Raw genomic sequence first — 14,308 nt, 5'->3', positions numbered from 1 at the left:
CCGACCTTCCTTTCGGAGACGCTTTCTCTCCGAACCAGATCGAAGTCGAGGACGGCGAAGACGAGCTACGGGCCGTTCTCGAACTAGCGAAAGAGCACGAATGGGATCCCGAAGCGTTCGACCAAGAGATGCGGGAGCAGTTCTTCTCGACACCCGACCGCGCGAAGAACGTTCGACTCGGGCTCGGGCCAGCGGGATACGATATCGTCGACGAAGACTTCCGATTCACCGAGATCGGTGAGGAGCTCTACGAGCTTCGGGACGATCTTGAGGCGATGTACGATCGGTTCGCGAAGCATATCCTCCAGAACGAGCACGGGCTGAAGGGAATCGAGATCGTCGAGGATCTTCAGGCTCAGGGCCGGCGAACAGTCAACGAGAACGTGAAAGAGGAGTTCCGAGAACAGTACGACTTCCACATCAACGAATCCTCTAACCACTGGTCCCAGATGCGGGCGTGGATGTCGAAGGCCGGTGTGGTGAATTCAGGAACCCACCACTACGACATCGACCGTAGTAGGATCGAGGAGCTGATCGGCGTCGATTCGGAAGATATTCTCGAACTGGACGAACTGGAGGACGAACAGCAGGCGTTTCTTCGGGCTCTGGCGCTCATCGACCCCGACGGTCCGATTAAGAACAGGGTTCCGAAGGCTATCGCGGAGGAGGCCTACGGCGTCGATATTCGGCAGTCTGGCATCAGTAAGCGGATACTCAACCCCCTACAGGAAGCGGGGTATATCGAGTGGGAACACGTCTCCGGGAAGCCGAACCTCGTCACGACGACGGAGAAGTTCGACGCCGAGGTTCTGCGTCCCGTCTTAGAAGACTTGGCAGAGCGTACCGGCATCCCCAGGGCGGTTCTCCGACTCTCGTTCGACGAGATCCAAGAGCAGATGGACGCCGACTCAACTTACGAGCGCGGTGTTGCCCTCGAAACGCTGACTGTGAAAATCGGTCGGCTTCTCGGGCTCGACTTCGCAGGCTGGCGGGTTCGCGGTCGAGAGACAGCAGGATCGGAGGTCGACGTGGTCATGGACGACGTTGGTGTGACGTTCAACCGCTTCCAGATCCAGTGTAAGAACACGAAGGATCAGCTCGAGGCGAAACATATCGCTCGCGAGGTCGGCCTCTCACGGACCCTCCAGACGAACACTATTCTGATGGTCGCCAGAGGGGGCGTCTCCTCGAAGGCAGAGCAGTACGCGAACCGTGTGATGCAGCACGAGAACATCGCCATTCTGTTCATCAGGGGTGACGACCTGGACGAGTTCGACGGGAACGAGGATCACCTCCTGACGACTCTCCGGGGAGAATCCCGCCGGGTGAAGAACCTGAAGCGGCTCGGCCGTGAGGACTTGGTCGACGAGGACGAAGACGAAGAGATGACCGATCGCGAGGAAGAAGCGCTGGAAAAGTACGCCGACCAGATCGAGGACGGCGACGACTCGCAAGAGTCGCTTGACGAGTTCAGTTAGTCGTCGCCGATCTCGGCGAACTCGCCGATGTCGCTCTGTTCATCGTCGAGGGACTGGCGGATCTCCTCCTCGGCCATGAAGCGGAACCGCGAGGTCTCGATGTACTTCTTCTCCTTCTCGAAGCCGAGCCAGTAGCGGCCCTTCTGCTGGGCGATCTGCCCGGTCAGGTTGCTGCCGGCGAAGATGTCGAGCACGACCGGCCGGTCGAGCTCACCTCGGTCCCAGTCGTCGTAGGGGGGGTTCGGCGTCAGGAAGTCGATGAAGAACTCCGGGATCTGACGCGGGAAGCGCGCGGGGTGGGCGTCGAAGCCAAATTCGCGGCACATCTTCAGGTAGTGGGTGTTACTGGCGGTGTTCGACGCCTCAACGAGGTTGTCAGCGGTCGGTCCACCCATACCGAGAATCCGGAGTAGGTCGCCGGCAGATAGATCCTCTGGGTCCTCGCCCGCGACCATCCCGATGAACTCCTCGGCGGAGATCTCGTCGAGCTTTTCGAGCACGTTCCCGGCGGAGAAGCCCTCGATCAGGTTGTCCGGGATCGAGCCCTCGTTCTCGTTCGCGAAGGACTCGGCGTCAATGTCCCACCCGGAACTCCGCTTCCCGTCGTTGTAGTCGCCGGTCTCGATCAGGTCTTTCTGACTGTCGCTGTACTCCTGGAGGACGCGCTGATTGTTCGCTTCGGGACTGGGCTGTTCGCCCTCCTCGACGGCGGAGTCCTTGTTCGCGTCCTTCGAGAGCCACCAGATGTGCGTGACGGCGTCGGTGACGCGGATCTTCCGGACGTTCACCCACTCGATCGGGTTCGGGAGTTTCGCCGGGTTGTACCAGTAGAAGTCCTGCGCGAGGTCGAAGTTGCCCTCCTCGACGAGGCGCGTGATCAGTTTGAACTGGTAGGTCGAGCGCTTGGGCCAGCCCTTCTGGAAGGCGCCGCCAATCTCGATGACGAAGCTCCCGTGGGGCGCGAGAACGCGGTAGACCTCCTCCGCGAACTCCATGAACCAGTCGTTGTACCCCTCCTGATCCTCGTTGCCGTACTCCTTCTTGTGCTGTAGCGCGAAAGGAGGAGACGTGACTACGAGATCGATACAGTCGTCAGGTAGCTCCTTCAGACGTTCTCGGCTATCGCCCTGATAGACCGCTCCGAGCTCCTCGGCGTAGGCGGACTCAGAATCCATCAGGTCGAGGACGGCCGGCTCCTCAGTCATTATACTATCCAGATGCGCCGGCCGTTGTAAGTGAAGTGGTTGCCTCTCAGTCTAAGTGATTCTCTTCAATCAGTTTCTGAAGAGTAATCCCGTCAAGCTTGTAGCACAAGTCTGCGATCTCGCTATCTTCGTTCAACTGATATAGCGAGCTATGCCCATCACTGACATCTCGCGTATGCTTGATCACGCCAAGCCTCTGAAGCGAATCAATGTGGTTGTACACCGTGCTTCGCGAAACTCCCGAAAGGCGAGCAATCTCTGAGATACTAATATCCCTCCCCCTCTCTGAAACAAACGTGCTGATAATCTTCACCCGGGCCGTGTCTCCAAACAGGTACGCAAGTGGCGACTCCTCCGCATAGTGGTCCGTCTCAACAAGAACGTCCTCTTGCTCTTCGTTAGCGTTCTCTGCCATCATCACCTGCATCTATCGCAGCCAGCTACATATAGGTGTTGTATCTACACAACAACCTTGGTGGGTGAGCTCCCGTATATACACCTCCCTGTCACGACAGAGTTGATATAGAGAGCTTATTCTCTAACCCCTCTATTTCACATCGTGATTATATCGGAAAGGAATATTCCCTCCATTCTCTTCCAGAAACTCGACCGCTGCATCTTCGTCACTGATGTGATATGTCTCGGGCTTCATCCGAGCCCAACCAGCGGTGTGATTCCGCACCATCTCTTCGAGGACCTCCTTAGCCTGCCCTCGGTTGTGAACTGCCACAACACAAACGATACCCTCGACAGGCATGTGGCGCTTGCCTGTCACGTCTCGATGCAGAGCCTTCTCCGTCATCCGAACAGCCAACGCAGTTTCAGAGTCGTTCATATCCGATTATTGGATTTGGAGGATAATAAACCTTTTTATTAATCTCAGAACCATTATCTTTGCTACAATTTTGGTCTATCCTGTGGGTTTGGAAACGACGAATAGCCGCCTTTATCGATCTGTTCTATCTGCTCTCGGACACCCACTAAGCGAAATAGAAGTAGTGCTTATTCTGCCGATCAGCATGAACTATCTTGCTCAATAGTGGGATCGCTTATTTCGCGATAGTATACATTCTTTGCGCGAGCCGTCATATGGCGGCTATCAATATTCTTCAGAAAGACTTTTTTACCTACCTATCCAACTAGGGGATGTGATGAGCGAGAATAAGTACGACCTTAAGCCGTCGAAGGAAGCGTATCAGGCGGTGAAGTCCGACGTTACGCCCGTCTCGGCGTTCAAAGAGTTGATCGACAACGCCCTCGATAACTGGCGCCGTAATCTCGATGGTCTGGACCCGGCCACCATTGAGATTGAGTACCATGAGGGGGGTGCCAGAGATAACGACGAGATAGTTATTCGAGACGATACCGGTGGTGTTGAGGAAGACGATCTTCACATCCTTTTCGCCCTGGGGCAGTCGAATAAGGGTGAGATTTCCGGCTCTATCGGTGCTTACGGGGTCGGGGCCAAGAAGGCCATCGTGAACCTCGGGAACCAAGCGACGATCAAGAGTCGGCATATGTATGCTGACACTGGGTTTGGTTTCACCATTGACCAGGATTGGTTAGAAGACGAGAGTGACTGGACGGTAGATAAAGTCACGTACGAGGACATTGAGGAGGGCGTGACCGAGATCCGTATTTCGGATCTGAACACGCCGTGGGGGAAGTACCGGGAGAATCTGGTTGAGGAGTTGGGCAAGACCTACGAGCACTTCCTGCGGGACGACAAGATGGAAGACATGGAGTCCGTGTCGATCATCGTTCAGGAGTACGACGAGAACGATGAGCTCACCGACACGACCGAGGTTGAGCCTCCCGAGCCCATCGAGTGGTCGTTCACCCCGATGGACGATCTGTTCGTCCGTCGCTACGAGAACATCGACCTCAACTCCAAGGAGTTCGATGCGGCTGTCAACCTGAACATCACCGTCGGTCTGATGCGCGAGGCGAGTGCGGAGGATTCCGGTGCGGACATCTATTGTCAGCACCGCCGCGTTCTGACTGGTGTTACCGACGAGCGGGCGGGCTTCGGGTCTGACCTGGGGAACTTCTCCGGTCAGCACCGGCGTCTCCGTATTATCATCGAGTTCGAGACTGAGGGGGACGCCAGGATTCTCCCGTGGGACGCTCAGAAGTCTGACATCGACCCCTACAACCGTGTCTCCAGGGCTGCTCTGGACTGGGTTCGCCGGATGGTCGAGCCCTACTACCGGGCGGCGGGTGCGTACGACGACCTCTCTACGGCGATGACTCGCCCCTACGACAGGGACTGCGAGCACTCGATCACGTCGGGGCTCGATGACCCCTACGACTACGAGGGCCGCGAGCGTGTCACCCACAAGCCCGACTCCTCCCTTTCGGAAGCGATCGTTACTGGTGACCGTGCCGATGCGACCGCTGCTCTCCCCGAGTACTCCTCCGGTGACCTCGAGGATTACCTCGAGCCCGCGTATCGGGAGGAGTTCACCCGGCTGGTTCGGGACATGTACGACTTCGAGACTGAGGATGAGGAAGAGACCCTGATCGACCTGGTCCCTGAGGGTGAGGTCCCCGAGGATCTCACGGAGAGCGAGGCGGAGGTCGTTACAGAGGATCTCCGAGACCAGGCCATCGAGCACGCTTCGCGAGATCCTGCGGAGCGGATGGTCGGGCTCGCTGACTGGAAGCAGAGGCTCTACGACTGGCATCTCGAGTTCGCGCTCTTAGATCAGGGCAAGGACGTCGATCTCGAAGATCTCGACACCTTCGAGGCTGAGCCCGAGGAGGTTACGGAGACGCCCTCTGAGGAGCCGGAGACAGAAGATACCGAGACTCCGGAGACGGACACCACGGACGATCAGGACACCGAGCAGGTTGAGTTCGAGGCTGAGGCGTCGGAGACCTCTGAGTCCGCGACCGATTCGGGCTCCGATCTCACCGAGGAGACCGAGTTCGAGTCGGGAGAGGATGGTCTCGGCTCCACTGAGGGTCTCGGGAGCACCAGCGACGGGAGTACTGAGAGTGTCAGCACGACAGACGTGGCAGAGCGCACCCTCGATCTGACCGAGGACGAGTGGGAGAAGGTTGTCGATGCGCTCGGCCTCGACGACGATGCTTCGCCCGAGAAGGTCCGAGAGGAGCTTCTCGAGAAGCTCGACCTCGTCCGCAGTCTTCGGGCGTAAGTAGGGTAGCTACCCGAACCCGGCGTACCACCCGGGTCTAACCGCCTCCGGCGGCCTCGGCGCCGGCTCGGGGCGCCGCACTTTCGCACTTACCTGACCATCGAGATACAGCGCGCCCCACTTCGTGATCTCGTAGTGGTCATCAAACTCTCGCTCGACGAAGCCAGCACGACGGAGTACCTCACACCGCTCGAAGATCTGCTCCTCCGAGGCCGCGATCTCGATGTCGAACGAGAGGAAGTGTGGTGTCGACCACGACTCGCTGTTCAGTGCCTCGAGAATCCTGTCGTCGATGAGTTCCATCCAGTTGCCTGATTTTCGCATTAGGTCCTCCTATGCCGTCGCCGGTGAATCGCCGTCCCCGTTTTCCTCCAACTCCGAAGCGTCGAGTTCCTCATTCAGATACGCCTCTCCTCGCTCAGACATGATGTAGACGCCGTTCCCCAAGTCCTGAAGGAACCCTTTGTCAGCTAGTTTTCGGAGGCGACGTGAGAGATGGGGTTTGGTCACGTCGAAATAACCGCTGTCCTCTAGTTGTTTTGGCGACGCTGAGCCCTCTTCCTCGATGTATTCGAGTATCCGATCGTCCCAAATCGTCATCCAGGATCCAGACTTCCTCATTGCTAGTGCGTAAAGGCACCCTCCGGCCTATTTGCCTGCAAAATTGCTATTGGGCACCACTAGTCTTCTAGAGTACTATAGAGCTTAGAAAGAACTAGCGTTACCTTTACGTAATACGAGTGGCTTGAGAGGAGTGAGGAGACACCGAGCAGGTTGGTGATGACTCTGGTAGGTTAGCGACAGAGGGGCCGTGCTGGCACACGACCCCGAGGTGTTTCCCGGACCAGCTATGTCCGTGAACACAATCGCGGGGGATACACCCCGCACAGGCAGTGAGGGACCGATTTCGGAAAACAGTAGCGACACCGCCGTCGCGACGGACCAGCCGGGTCCGGTCGGCGACGACGGAGCGTCGACGTGCGACAACTGCAACTTCACGACTCTGAACGGCTGGGAGCTACAGCTCGTCCCGGCCGAGGAACTCGACTTCGACGTTCGCGGCTGGAACGTGCTCCTGTGCGACGACTGCCGGGAGAAGCACCGCGTCGACGGAGGGCGCCGATGAGCGACGTGACGGGCCTCTCGGACCTCTCGGCGTTCCAGCGCGACGTGCTCTGGGTGCTCGCCGACGAGTCCGACCTGAAGGGCGTGGACGTGAAGCGCCGGCTGGAGGAGTACTACGGCGACCACGTCAACCACGCCCAGATCTACCCGAACCTCGACGATCTCGTCGACGAGGGGCTGGTCGAGAAGGCCCACGCCGACGGTCGGACGAACGCCTACAGCCTGACAGAGGCCGGGCGCCGTGCGCTCTCCGCGCGGCAGACGTGGATCGGGGGTGCCGCCGATGAGTGACCCCGAGCGCCTGTCCGTGCAAGTCGGCCAGGTGACGGCGACGGTCTACAGCGACGAGACCGTGGCCGACCTGTTCGAGCGCCTCGACGAGTCGGCGAAGGGGCTCTCGGTCACGCCGCGCGAGACCGTGCTCTGCCGCCCGCTCGACCCGCACGCGCCGACGGAGCCGGCCGAGGAGGACATCATCCCGTTCGATCTCGACGGCGTCGAGGACGGCGACGAGTTCGACCTCTACCGCGTGCCGTCGAGCGAGCAACCGGCCTATCCGGAGATCGACGAGCAGCGGGAGAGCACCACGGCGGTCGCCGACGGTGGGGAGCCGCCGACCCGCGCCGAGCTCGCCGAGCGTGTCGAGGAACTCGAGAAGATTCTGAAGCACGTCACGGCGCACAACCGCCGCGACACGGCGCCGGGGGGAAGCTTGTGAGTCGGGATCGCCCCGATCCCGAGGACATGACCGTTCGGAGCGCCGTTCAGCGCTATCTACGTCGCCGTCGGGCAGACGCGACGGAGTCGAGCGTTCGGTCGTGGAAGTACCGGCTCAAGCTCTTCGTCGAGTGGTGCGAGGGTATCGGCGTCGACTCGGTGAGCGAACTCCGGCCCTACGACTTGGACGAGTACTATGAACTCCGAAGTTCGCGCATCAAACCTGTGACGCTAGAGGGGGAGATGCGAACGCTGCGGACGTTCCTGACTTACCTTGATGAGCAACTTGACGCCGTCGAGGACGGGCTGGCTGACGCGGCGCGTGTCCCCGATCTCGACCGGAACGAGCGCGCCAGCGACGCGTCCTTCCGGGCGGAGAAGGCGATGGCGCTGCTGGAAGCGTACCGCGAGAGTCCGCAGTATCGGGCGCGTCGAGGCCACACCTTCCTCGAAATCGCGTGGCACACCGGCGCTAGACAGGGCAGCATCCGCGGCCTCGACGTGCGTGACGTGGACTTCAAGAAGGAGTGCGTGGAGTTCCGGCACCGGCCGGACACGGATACACCGCTGAAGAACAAATCCAGCGGCGAGCGTCCGGTCGCCCTCCCGACGGAGGCGATGGACGTGGTCCGGGAGTACGTCGACGAGGAGCGACGGGACGTGCGCGACGACTACGACCGGAAGCCGCTGCTCCCGAGTGCGGTGGGCCGACCGACGAACAACACGCTCCGGAACTGGTCGTACATGGCGACGGAGCCGTGCTTGCTGCTCGACTGTCCCCACGACAAGGAGCGTGAGGAGTGCGACTGGACGGAGTACGTCCACGCCAGCAAGTGCCCGTCATCACGGTCTCCTCACCGGATCCGGACAGGCAGCATCACGTGGCAACTGAACCTCGGGTTCCCGCCGGAGGTGGTCTCCGAGCGCGTAAACGCGACGGTGGACGTGATCGAGAACCACTACGACTGGGCGAGCCGCGAGGAGCGCTGGCGTCGACGGCACGAGCGGATGGAGAACCGCCGCGAGTACATCGACCAACTGGAGGTATCCAACAATGAGTGAACCGGAGTTTAAGTTCGGAGAATCGACGGACAGCGTAGGTCGGGGTCGCGGTAATCCAGAGTCGCGCCGGCCCACTTCCCGCATTCTCACATCGACGAGCGACAGCGAGGAGTCCGTAGTAGTGTGTAACGGTCCACCTCGTTGGCGAGCAGTGACACCCCCCACCCTGAAGCGCTGACTATTAGTGCGCGCACCCCACCCAACAAAACGAATGCTCGTCCTCGTGTGTGGGCTGCCCGGCACCGGCAAATCCACCGTCGCCGAGCGGATCGCCGAACTGCTCCCGGCCCGCATGCTGCGGACCGACGTAGTTCGCAAGGAACTGTTCCCGGAGCCGACCTACGAGGCCGAGGAGTCCGCCGCGGTGTACGACGAACTGTTCGACCGCGCGCGGGACCGCCTCGACGCCGGCGAGCACGTCGTCCTCGACGCCACGTTCCGCCGGCGACGGCTCCNCCCCGCCGGGGTCGCCGACGACGCCGGCGTCGAGTTCCGCCTCGTCCGCGTCGAGTGTGCGGAGTCGGTCGTGCGCGAGCGCATCGAGCGCCGCCAGCGCGAGGAGGACGACGAGAGCGACGCCGACTTCTCGGTGTACACCCAGCTCAAAGACGAGTTCGAGCCGATCGAGGGCGACGACCACGTCGTCGTCGACAACTCCGGCTCGCTCGCGGAGACGCTCGCGGCGGTCGACGACGCGTTTCGAACCGTCGTGACCGCCTGAGTCGTCTCGGATCGACAGCGCTCCCCGCGCTGGCCGTCCTCACAAGGGTTATGCCCCGGCGCCCACCGACTGTACGGTAATGGACCGGAAGCGACGCGGCGCCGTCCTCGTGATCGGCGCCGTGGCCCTCCTCGTGGTGACGATGGGCGCGAGCGCGGCGCTCGCCCCCGACGCGTCCGTGGCCGGCACCGACGGCGAACGGCAGACGCTCGTCGGGATCCAAGGCGGCGGCCCCGGCTGGCACCAGTACGGCAGCGTCGCGATGTACGAGGGCAGCAGCGTGGCGTGGCGCATGGACGATACGGACAGCTACTTCGACGTGACCCAACTGGACAACGGTAGCGTGATGGCCGGGTTCATGGACGGCGGCTACGAGGACTGTGGCCCCTACGAGTCGCCGTGTACCCACACCGGGTTCCGGATCCTCGACCCCGACACCGAGTCGATCGAGTACGAGTACTCCTTCCCCGTCCGGAGCAGCGGGAACAGCGAGGTCCACGACGTCGAGAAGCTCGGCGGCGGCGAGTACCTGCTGAGCGACATGGAGCACGAACGGCTCCTGATCGTCCGCGACGGCGAGCCAGTCTGGCAGTGGAACGCCAGCAGCTACTACGACGCCCCCGCCGACCCCACCCGGGTCGACTGGCTCCACATCAACGACGTGGACGTGGTCGGCGAGGGCCAGTTCCTCGTCTCGATCCGCAACGCCAACCAGATCCTCGTCGTCGACCGCGAGGAGGGCGTGATCGAAACCATCAACGCCGACGACGGCGGCCCCGACGACTCCTGTATGCCCGGCGGGAAGCGCCAGCTCGAGGACACCGACGGCGACGGCGACGTGCGCTGTGGCGACCCCGAGGTGATCGACCACCAGCACAACCCGCAGTGGCTCGGCGGCACCCCCGGCGGTGACGGCGAGGCGGCCGTGCTCGTCGCCGACAGCGACAACAACCGCGTCGCCGAACTCCACCGCGAGGACGGCGAGTGGGAGGTCGCGTGGACGCTCGAACGCGCCGGCGGCATCGACCTGCGCTGGCCCCGCGACGCCGACCGCCTCGCCAACGGCCACACGCTGGTGACGGACACGCTCAACAAGCGCATCCTCGAGGTCGACCGCAACGGCACCGTCCGGTGGTCGGTCACCACCAACCAGATCCCCTACGAGGCCGACCGCGTCCCGGGCGGCGAACATCCCGAGGGCGAGTGGTACGTCGGCGAGACGCCGACCGATCGGGCCGGGGGGACCATCCCGCTACTCGACGAGGCGGCCGTGATGCTCCGGGGCGTGTTCCCGTGGCTGCCGTTCTGGTACACCGGGCTCGACCTCGGCCTGACCGCCGTCTCCGTCGTCATCGCCGGCGTCGGCGCCCGGGATCTCTGGCTGACGCGGTAGGGCGGCGACCGTCGACGCCACGGCGGACCGACCGCCTTTTCTTGCGGCCGGGCAGCACTCCCGCTCATGACTGAGGACGACCTCGCGTGGGAGACGCTCGACACCGAGATCGACTACCGCTGCCCGGGGTTCGCGGTCCGGCGCGACGACGTGGAACTGCCCGACGGGACCGAGACGGAGTACCACCACGTGGAGGAGGTCGAGAGCGTCGTCGTGCTCCCGTTCCTCCCCGGCGGGGACGAGGTAGTACTGATCGAGGAGTGGCGGCAGGCGGTCGGCCGCGTCAACCGCGGGCTGCCCGCCGGCGGCGTCGAACCGGAGGAGGACGACCTCGAAGCCGCCGCCCGTCGGGAGCTTCGTGAGGAGACGGGCTACACGGCCGACTCGATCGAACATCTCTGTACGACCGAGCCGGTCAACGGGATCGCGAACTCGCTGCACCACACGTTCGTCGCCCGGGGCTGCGAGCCGGCGGCCGAACAGGAGCTCGACGACGACGAGAGCATCCGGACGCTGACGACCGACTACGACGACCTCGTCGCCGCAGTTCGTGACGGCGAGATCCGTGACGGCCGGGCGGCGCTGGCGGTGAGCCGGTACGAACTCGGCTGACAGGGGAACGTCTTTGGCCTCGGCGGCCCGCCCTCCGGTATGGACTCCCGACTGCGTGCGGTCGGCGTCGGCCTCGGTCTCGGCATCGCCGGGATCGGTGTCGCGCTGGTGCTGGTTCTGTCCAGCGGCCTCCTCCTGAGCCTCGCCGGCGTCACGGTCACCCCCGTCCTCAGCATCGTGCTCTCCCTGCTGCTGACCCAAGGCGTCGCGTTCCTCGGCGTCGGCTACCTCTACCTCCGGCGGCGGGGGATCCCCGTCCGCTCGATCGGGATCCGGCTCCCGTCGGTCAAGGAGTTCGGGATCGTGATCGGTGCGCTCGTACTCTCCTTCGTCTACCTGATCGCCGTCAGCCAACTGCTCACGGCGACCGGGACGGAGGCCGCCGAGAACCAGGTGACCGACATGGCGATGGCGAACCCCGAGATCGTACTGTACCTCCTCCCGGGCGCGTTCCTCCTGATCGGGCCGGGCGAGGAGCTGCTGTTCCGCGGCGTCGTCCAGAACCGCATCCGCGAGGAGTTCACCGCGGTGCCGGGCGTGATCGTCGCCAGCGCGATCTTCGCGGCGATCCACGTCGGCTCGCTGGTGGCGTCGAACCCCTCCGCGGTGCTGGTGACGATCGGCGTCCTGATGGGTCCGAGCCTGATCCTCGGCGCCATCTACGAGTACACCCGGAACCTCGTCGTCCCGATCCTCGTCCACGGCACGTACAACTCGATCATCTTCCTCTCGCTGTACCTCGTCGCGACCGGGGCGGTCGAGCAGAGCGGGAACGCCGCGGCGACCGTCGTCGCCGCGCTGCCCTGACAACGCAACCCCTTACCGTTCCCCCGCGAAAGCCGATCCATGCGCGACGCCTTCGAAATCCGGGCCAGCGACGGGCTGGCCCGCGTCGGCCGACTCACAGTGCCCCGGGCGGGCGTCACCGTCGAGACGCCGGCGCTGATGCCGGTCGTCAACCCCAACCTCCAGACGATCTCGCCCCGCCGGCTCCACGAGGAGTTCGGCGCCGAGATCCTGATCACGAACTCCTACATCATCCGCACCACCGACGACCTCCGGGAACGCGCCGAGGAGCAGGGCCTCCACGAGATGCTCGACTTCCCGGGCGCGATCGTCACCGACTCCGGCTCGTTCCAACTGGCGGAGTACGGCGAGATCGACACGACCACGACCGAAATCCTGAACTTCCAGCACGAGATCGGGAGCGACATCGGCACGCCCGTCGACATCCCCACCCCGCCGGACGTCCCTCGCGAGCAGGCCGAGGAGGAACTGGCCGCCACCGAGGAGGCGCTCGCCGACGCCGAGGCCGTCGACACCGGCGAGATGCTGGTGAACGCGCCCGTGCAGGGGTCGACGTACACCGACCTCCGCGAGCAGGCGGGCGCCCACGCCGCGAGCACGGAACTGGACGTGTTCCCCGTCGGCGCGGTCGTGCCCCTCCTGAACAGCTACCGCTACGACGACATGATCGACGTGACCGCCGCCGCCAAGCGCGGGCTGGGCGCGGACTGCCCGGTCCACCTGTTCGGCGCGGGCCACCCCATGATGTTCGCGCTCGCCGCCGCGGTGGGCTGTGACCTGTTCGACTCCGCGGCGTACGCACTGTACGCCCGCGACGGCCGGTATCTCACCGTCAGCGGCACCGAACAGCTCGACGAGCTCAGCTACCTCCCCTGTCCCTGCCCGATCTGTACCGAGCACGACCCCGACTCGCTGCGCGCGCTGGACGACCGCGAGCGGGAGAACGCGCTCGCCGAGCACAACCTCCACGTCACGTTCGCGGAGATCCGCCGGGTCCGGCAGGCGATCCGGGAGGGGAGCCTCATGGAGTTGGTCGAGCAGCGCGCCCGCGCCCACCCCGCGAGCGCCGACGGCTACAAGGCGCTGCTCGATCACGCCGAGCAGTTGGAGGCGAACGACCGCGTCTCGAAGGGGACGTTCTTCTACACCTCGCCGGAGAGCGCCCGCCGGCCCGAAGTGCTGCGACACCACGAGCGCCTCGCCCGGCTGGAGACCCCCGAGCGAACGCTGCTGACGGAGTTCGGCGAGCCTGCCGACCACGACCACGACGCCGTCTGGCGCGTCGAACCGCCCTTCGGCCCGTTCCCGCCGTCGCTCTCGGAGACGTACCCGTTACACGCCGAGACGCCCGATCGACTGGAGCCGCCGGCGTACGTCGCCGCCGCCGAGGGCGTCGCTTCGCTCGCGGACGCGAACCCCGAGACGACGTTCACGCTGGGCCACGACGACTGGCCCGAGGAGGCGCTGGCGGCGCTGCCCGAGGACGTGGTGACGGAGGACCTGTCGGAACTGGGCGAGGATTAGATCGACTCGATCACCGTCATCACGCCGTAGCTCAGGAGCAGCGAGAGCGCGAGCGAGCCGGCCCACGCGAGCACCGTGAACAGCATCTTCTTCCGGCTCACCCCCGCGCCGCCGGCGGCGTACCCCGAGCCGACGATCGCGGAGACGATGATCTCGTTGAAGGAGACGGGGATGCCAAAGGCGACGGCGGTCTGAGCGATCGCGAAACTCGGGATCAGCGCGGCGATCGAGCGCCGCGGGCCGAGGCTGGAGTAGTCCTGTGCGAGCGCCTTGATCATCCGCGGCGCGCCGGTCCACGACCCCACGAGCAGCCCCACGCCGCCGCCGAGCAGGAGCGCGACGATCGGAATCGACTGGAACGTATCGAGCAGCGGCACCAGCGGGCCGATCGCCAGCCCGACCTGCGAGCCGCCGGCGGAGAACGCGACCAGCCCGCCCAGCACGAGCAGGAAGCGGCGCTGGGCGTTCTCGGCGTCCCGCCGCGTGTCGGCCGCGAGCGCGAG

17 protein-coding genes are annotated in these 14,308 nt (G+C 63.7%); 11 read left to right on the top strand and 6 right to left on the bottom strand.

Annotated features, from left to right (window positions below):
* The first annotated feature begins 128 nt into the window (after window positions 1-128).
* A complete protein-coding gene (locus ACFR9S_RS13845; protein WP_379818903.1) occupies window positions 129-1,478 on the top strand; it encodes a restriction endonuclease in 1,350 nt (449 codons plus the stop codon).
* Here ACFR9S_RS13845 and ACFR9S_RS13840 read toward each other — a convergent pair.
* The 3 genes from ACFR9S_RS13840 to ACFR9S_RS13830 all read right to left on the bottom strand — a co-directional run bounded on the left by ACFR9S_RS13840 (window position 1,475) and on the right by ACFR9S_RS13830 (window position 3,518).
* Window positions 1,475-2,683, bottom strand: coding sequence for a DNA-methyltransferase (locus ACFR9S_RS13840; RefSeq protein ID WP_379730510.1), 1,209 nt, complete (start codon window positions 2,681-2,683; stop codon window positions 1,475-1,477). The genes ACFR9S_RS13845 and ACFR9S_RS13840 overlap by 4 nt on opposite strands.
* A 46-nt stretch (window positions 2,684-2,729) precedes the next feature.
* Entirely contained in the window at window positions 2,730-3,098 is a 369-nt protein-coding gene (locus ACFR9S_RS13835) for a winged helix-turn-helix domain-containing protein (protein ID WP_379818902.1), read from the bottom strand.
* 132 nt (window positions 3,099-3,230) lie between these two features.
* Window positions 3,231-3,518 (bottom strand): hypothetical protein, encoded by a 288-nt coding sequence (locus ACFR9S_RS13830; RefSeq protein ID WP_379730511.1) that lies wholly within the window; start codon window positions 3,516-3,518, stop codon window positions 3,231-3,233.
* A 316-nt stretch (window positions 3,519-3,834) separates the two neighbouring features.
* Between ACFR9S_RS13830 and ACFR9S_RS13825 the strand changes: the two genes are divergently transcribed.
* A complete protein-coding gene (locus ACFR9S_RS13825) occupies window positions 3,835-5,844 on the top strand; it encodes an ATP-binding protein (protein WP_379730512.1) in 2,010 nt (669 codons plus the stop codon).
* Window positions 5,845-5,853: 9 nt separating this feature from the next.
* Here ACFR9S_RS13825 and ACFR9S_RS13820 read toward each other — a convergent pair whose 3' ends face one another.
* A complete protein-coding gene (locus ACFR9S_RS13820; RefSeq protein WP_379818901.1) occupies window positions 5,854-6,147 on the bottom strand; it encodes a repressor phrH2 in 294 nt (97 codons plus the stop codon).
* A gap of 30 nt (window positions 6,148-6,177) precedes the next feature.
* Window positions 6,178-6,444 (bottom strand): ArsR family transcriptional regulator, encoded by a 267-nt coding sequence (locus ACFR9S_RS13815; RefSeq protein ID WP_379730514.1) that lies wholly within the window; start codon window positions 6,442-6,444, stop codon window positions 6,178-6,180.
* A gap of 250 nt (window positions 6,445-6,694) precedes the next feature.
* Between ACFR9S_RS13815 and ACFR9S_RS13810 the strand changes: the two genes are divergently transcribed.
* The 9 genes from ACFR9S_RS13810 to tgtA all read left to right on the top strand — a co-directional run bounded on the left by ACFR9S_RS13810 (window position 6,695) and on the right by tgtA (window position 13,805).
* Window positions 6,695-6,970 carry a hypothetical protein gene (locus tag ACFR9S_RS13810; RefSeq protein WP_379818900.1) on the top strand — a complete coding sequence of 92 codons (276 nt, stop codon included), beginning with the start codon at window positions 6,695-6,697 and terminating at the stop codon, window positions 6,968-6,970.
* The gene (locus tag ACFR9S_RS13805) at window positions 6,967-7,260 is read left to right on the top strand and encodes a PadR family transcriptional regulator (protein ID WP_379730516.1); all 294 of its coding nucleotides are present in this window, start codon (window positions 6,967-6,969) and stop codon (window positions 7,258-7,260) included. The genes ACFR9S_RS13810 and ACFR9S_RS13805 overlap by 4 nt, the downstream gene beginning before the upstream one ends.
* On the top strand, window positions 7,253-7,687 hold the full coding sequence (locus tag ACFR9S_RS13800; RefSeq protein ID WP_379730517.1) for a hypothetical protein: 435 nt from the start codon (window positions 7,253-7,255) through the stop codon (window positions 7,685-7,687). The genes ACFR9S_RS13805 and ACFR9S_RS13800 overlap by 8 nt, the downstream gene beginning before the upstream one ends.
* 158 nt (window positions 7,688-7,845) lie before the next feature.
* Complete coding sequence (locus ACFR9S_RS13795; RefSeq protein WP_379818899.1) at window positions 7,846-8,748, top strand: tyrosine-type recombinase/integrase; 903 nt, start codon at window positions 7,846-7,848, stop codon at window positions 8,746-8,748.
* Between the two features lie 211 nt (window positions 8,749-8,959).
* Window positions 8,960-9,469: an AAA family ATPase gene (locus tag ACFR9S_RS13790; protein ID WP_379818898.1), complete on the top strand. Its 510-nt coding sequence runs from the start codon at window positions 8,960-8,962 to the stop codon at window positions 9,467-9,469.
* Window positions 9,470-9,548: 79 nt separating this feature from the next.
* Window positions 9,549-10,862 carry an aryl-sulfate sulfotransferase gene (locus ACFR9S_RS13785; RefSeq protein ID WP_379818897.1) on the top strand — a complete coding sequence of 438 codons (1,314 nt, stop codon included), beginning with the start codon at window positions 9,549-9,551 and terminating at the stop codon, window positions 10,860-10,862.
* Between the two features lie 66 nt (window positions 10,863-10,928).
* A complete protein-coding gene (locus ACFR9S_RS13780; protein ID WP_379732042.1) occupies window positions 10,929-11,474 on the top strand; it encodes an NUDIX hydrolase in 546 nt (181 codons plus the stop codon).
* A gap of 39 nt (window positions 11,475-11,513) precedes the next feature.
* Window positions 11,514-12,281 (top strand): CPBP family intramembrane glutamic endopeptidase, encoded by a 768-nt coding sequence (locus ACFR9S_RS13775; RefSeq protein WP_379732043.1) that lies wholly within the window; start codon window positions 11,514-11,516, stop codon window positions 12,279-12,281.
* 39 nt (window positions 12,282-12,320) lie between these two features.
* Window positions 12,321-13,805 (top strand): tRNA guanosine(15) transglycosylase TgtA, encoded by a 1,485-nt coding sequence (gene tgtA / locus ACFR9S_RS13770; RefSeq protein ID WP_379732044.1) that lies wholly within the window; start codon window positions 12,321-12,323, stop codon window positions 13,803-13,805.
* On the opposite strand, the gene ACFR9S_RS13765 is transcribed toward tgtA, so the two are convergent.
* A partial coding sequence (locus tag ACFR9S_RS13765; RefSeq protein WP_379818896.1) for an inorganic phosphate transporter occupies window positions 13,802-14,308 on the bottom strand: 507 nt, incomplete at its 5' end. The genes tgtA and ACFR9S_RS13765 overlap by 4 nt on opposite strands.

Source organism: Halolamina salina, from assembly GCF_042678005.1.
Lineage (GTDB): Archaea > Halobacteriota > Halobacteria > Halobacteriales > Haloferacaceae > Halolamina > Halolamina salina.
The sequence above is the reverse complement of the archived record's forward strand: the minus strand, read 5'-3'. Positions and strand labels throughout refer to the sequence as shown.

Coding starts and splice junctions, on each gene's coding strand:
- ACFR9S_RS13845 (WP_379818903.1), top strand. CDS start 129: ATGCGGGAGCAGTTCTTCTCGACACCCGACCGCGCGAAGAACGTTCGA.
- ACFR9S_RS13840 (WP_379730510.1), bottom strand. CDS start 2,683: ATGACTGAGGAGCCGGCCGTCCTCGACCTGATGGATTCTGAGTCCGCC.
- ACFR9S_RS13835 (WP_379818902.1), bottom strand. CDS start 3,098: ATGGCAGAGAACGCTAACGAAGAGCAAGAGGACGTTCTTGTTGAGACG.
- ACFR9S_RS13830 (WP_379730511.1), bottom strand. CDS start 3,518: ATGAACGACTCTGAAACTGCGTTGGCTGTTCGGATGACGGAGAAGGCT.
- ACFR9S_RS13825 (WP_379730512.1), top strand. CDS start 3,835: ATGAGCGAGAATAAGTACGACCTTAAGCCGTCGAAGGAAGCGTATCAG.
- ACFR9S_RS13820 (WP_379818901.1), bottom strand. CDS start 6,147: ATGGAACTCATCGACGACAGGATTCTCGAGGCACTGAACAGCGAGTCG.
- ACFR9S_RS13815 (WP_379730514.1), bottom strand. CDS start 6,444: ATGACGATTTGGGACGATCGGATACTCGAATACATCGAGGAAGAGGGC.
- ACFR9S_RS13810 (WP_379818900.1), top strand. CDS start 6,695: ATGTCCGTGAACACAATCGCGGGGGATACACCCCGCACAGGCAGTGAG.
- ACFR9S_RS13805 (WP_379730516.1), top strand. CDS start 6,967: ATGAGCGACGTGACGGGCCTCTCGGACCTCTCGGCGTTCCAGCGCGAC.
- ACFR9S_RS13800 (WP_379730517.1), top strand. CDS start 7,253: ATGAGTGACCCCGAGCGCCTGTCCGTGCAAGTCGGCCAGGTGACGGCG.
- ACFR9S_RS13785 (WP_379818897.1), top strand. CDS start 9,549: ATGGACCGGAAGCGACGCGGCGCCGTCCTCGTGATCGGCGCCGTGGCC.
- ACFR9S_RS13780 (WP_379732042.1), top strand. CDS start 10,929: ATGACTGAGGACGACCTCGCGTGGGAGACGCTCGACACCGAGATCGAC.
- ACFR9S_RS13775 (WP_379732043.1), top strand. CDS start 11,514: ATGGACTCCCGACTGCGTGCGGTCGGCGTCGGCCTCGGTCTCGGCATC.
- tgtA (WP_379732044.1), top strand. CDS start 12,321: ATGCGCGACGCCTTCGAAATCCGGGCCAGCGACGGGCTGGCCCGCGTC.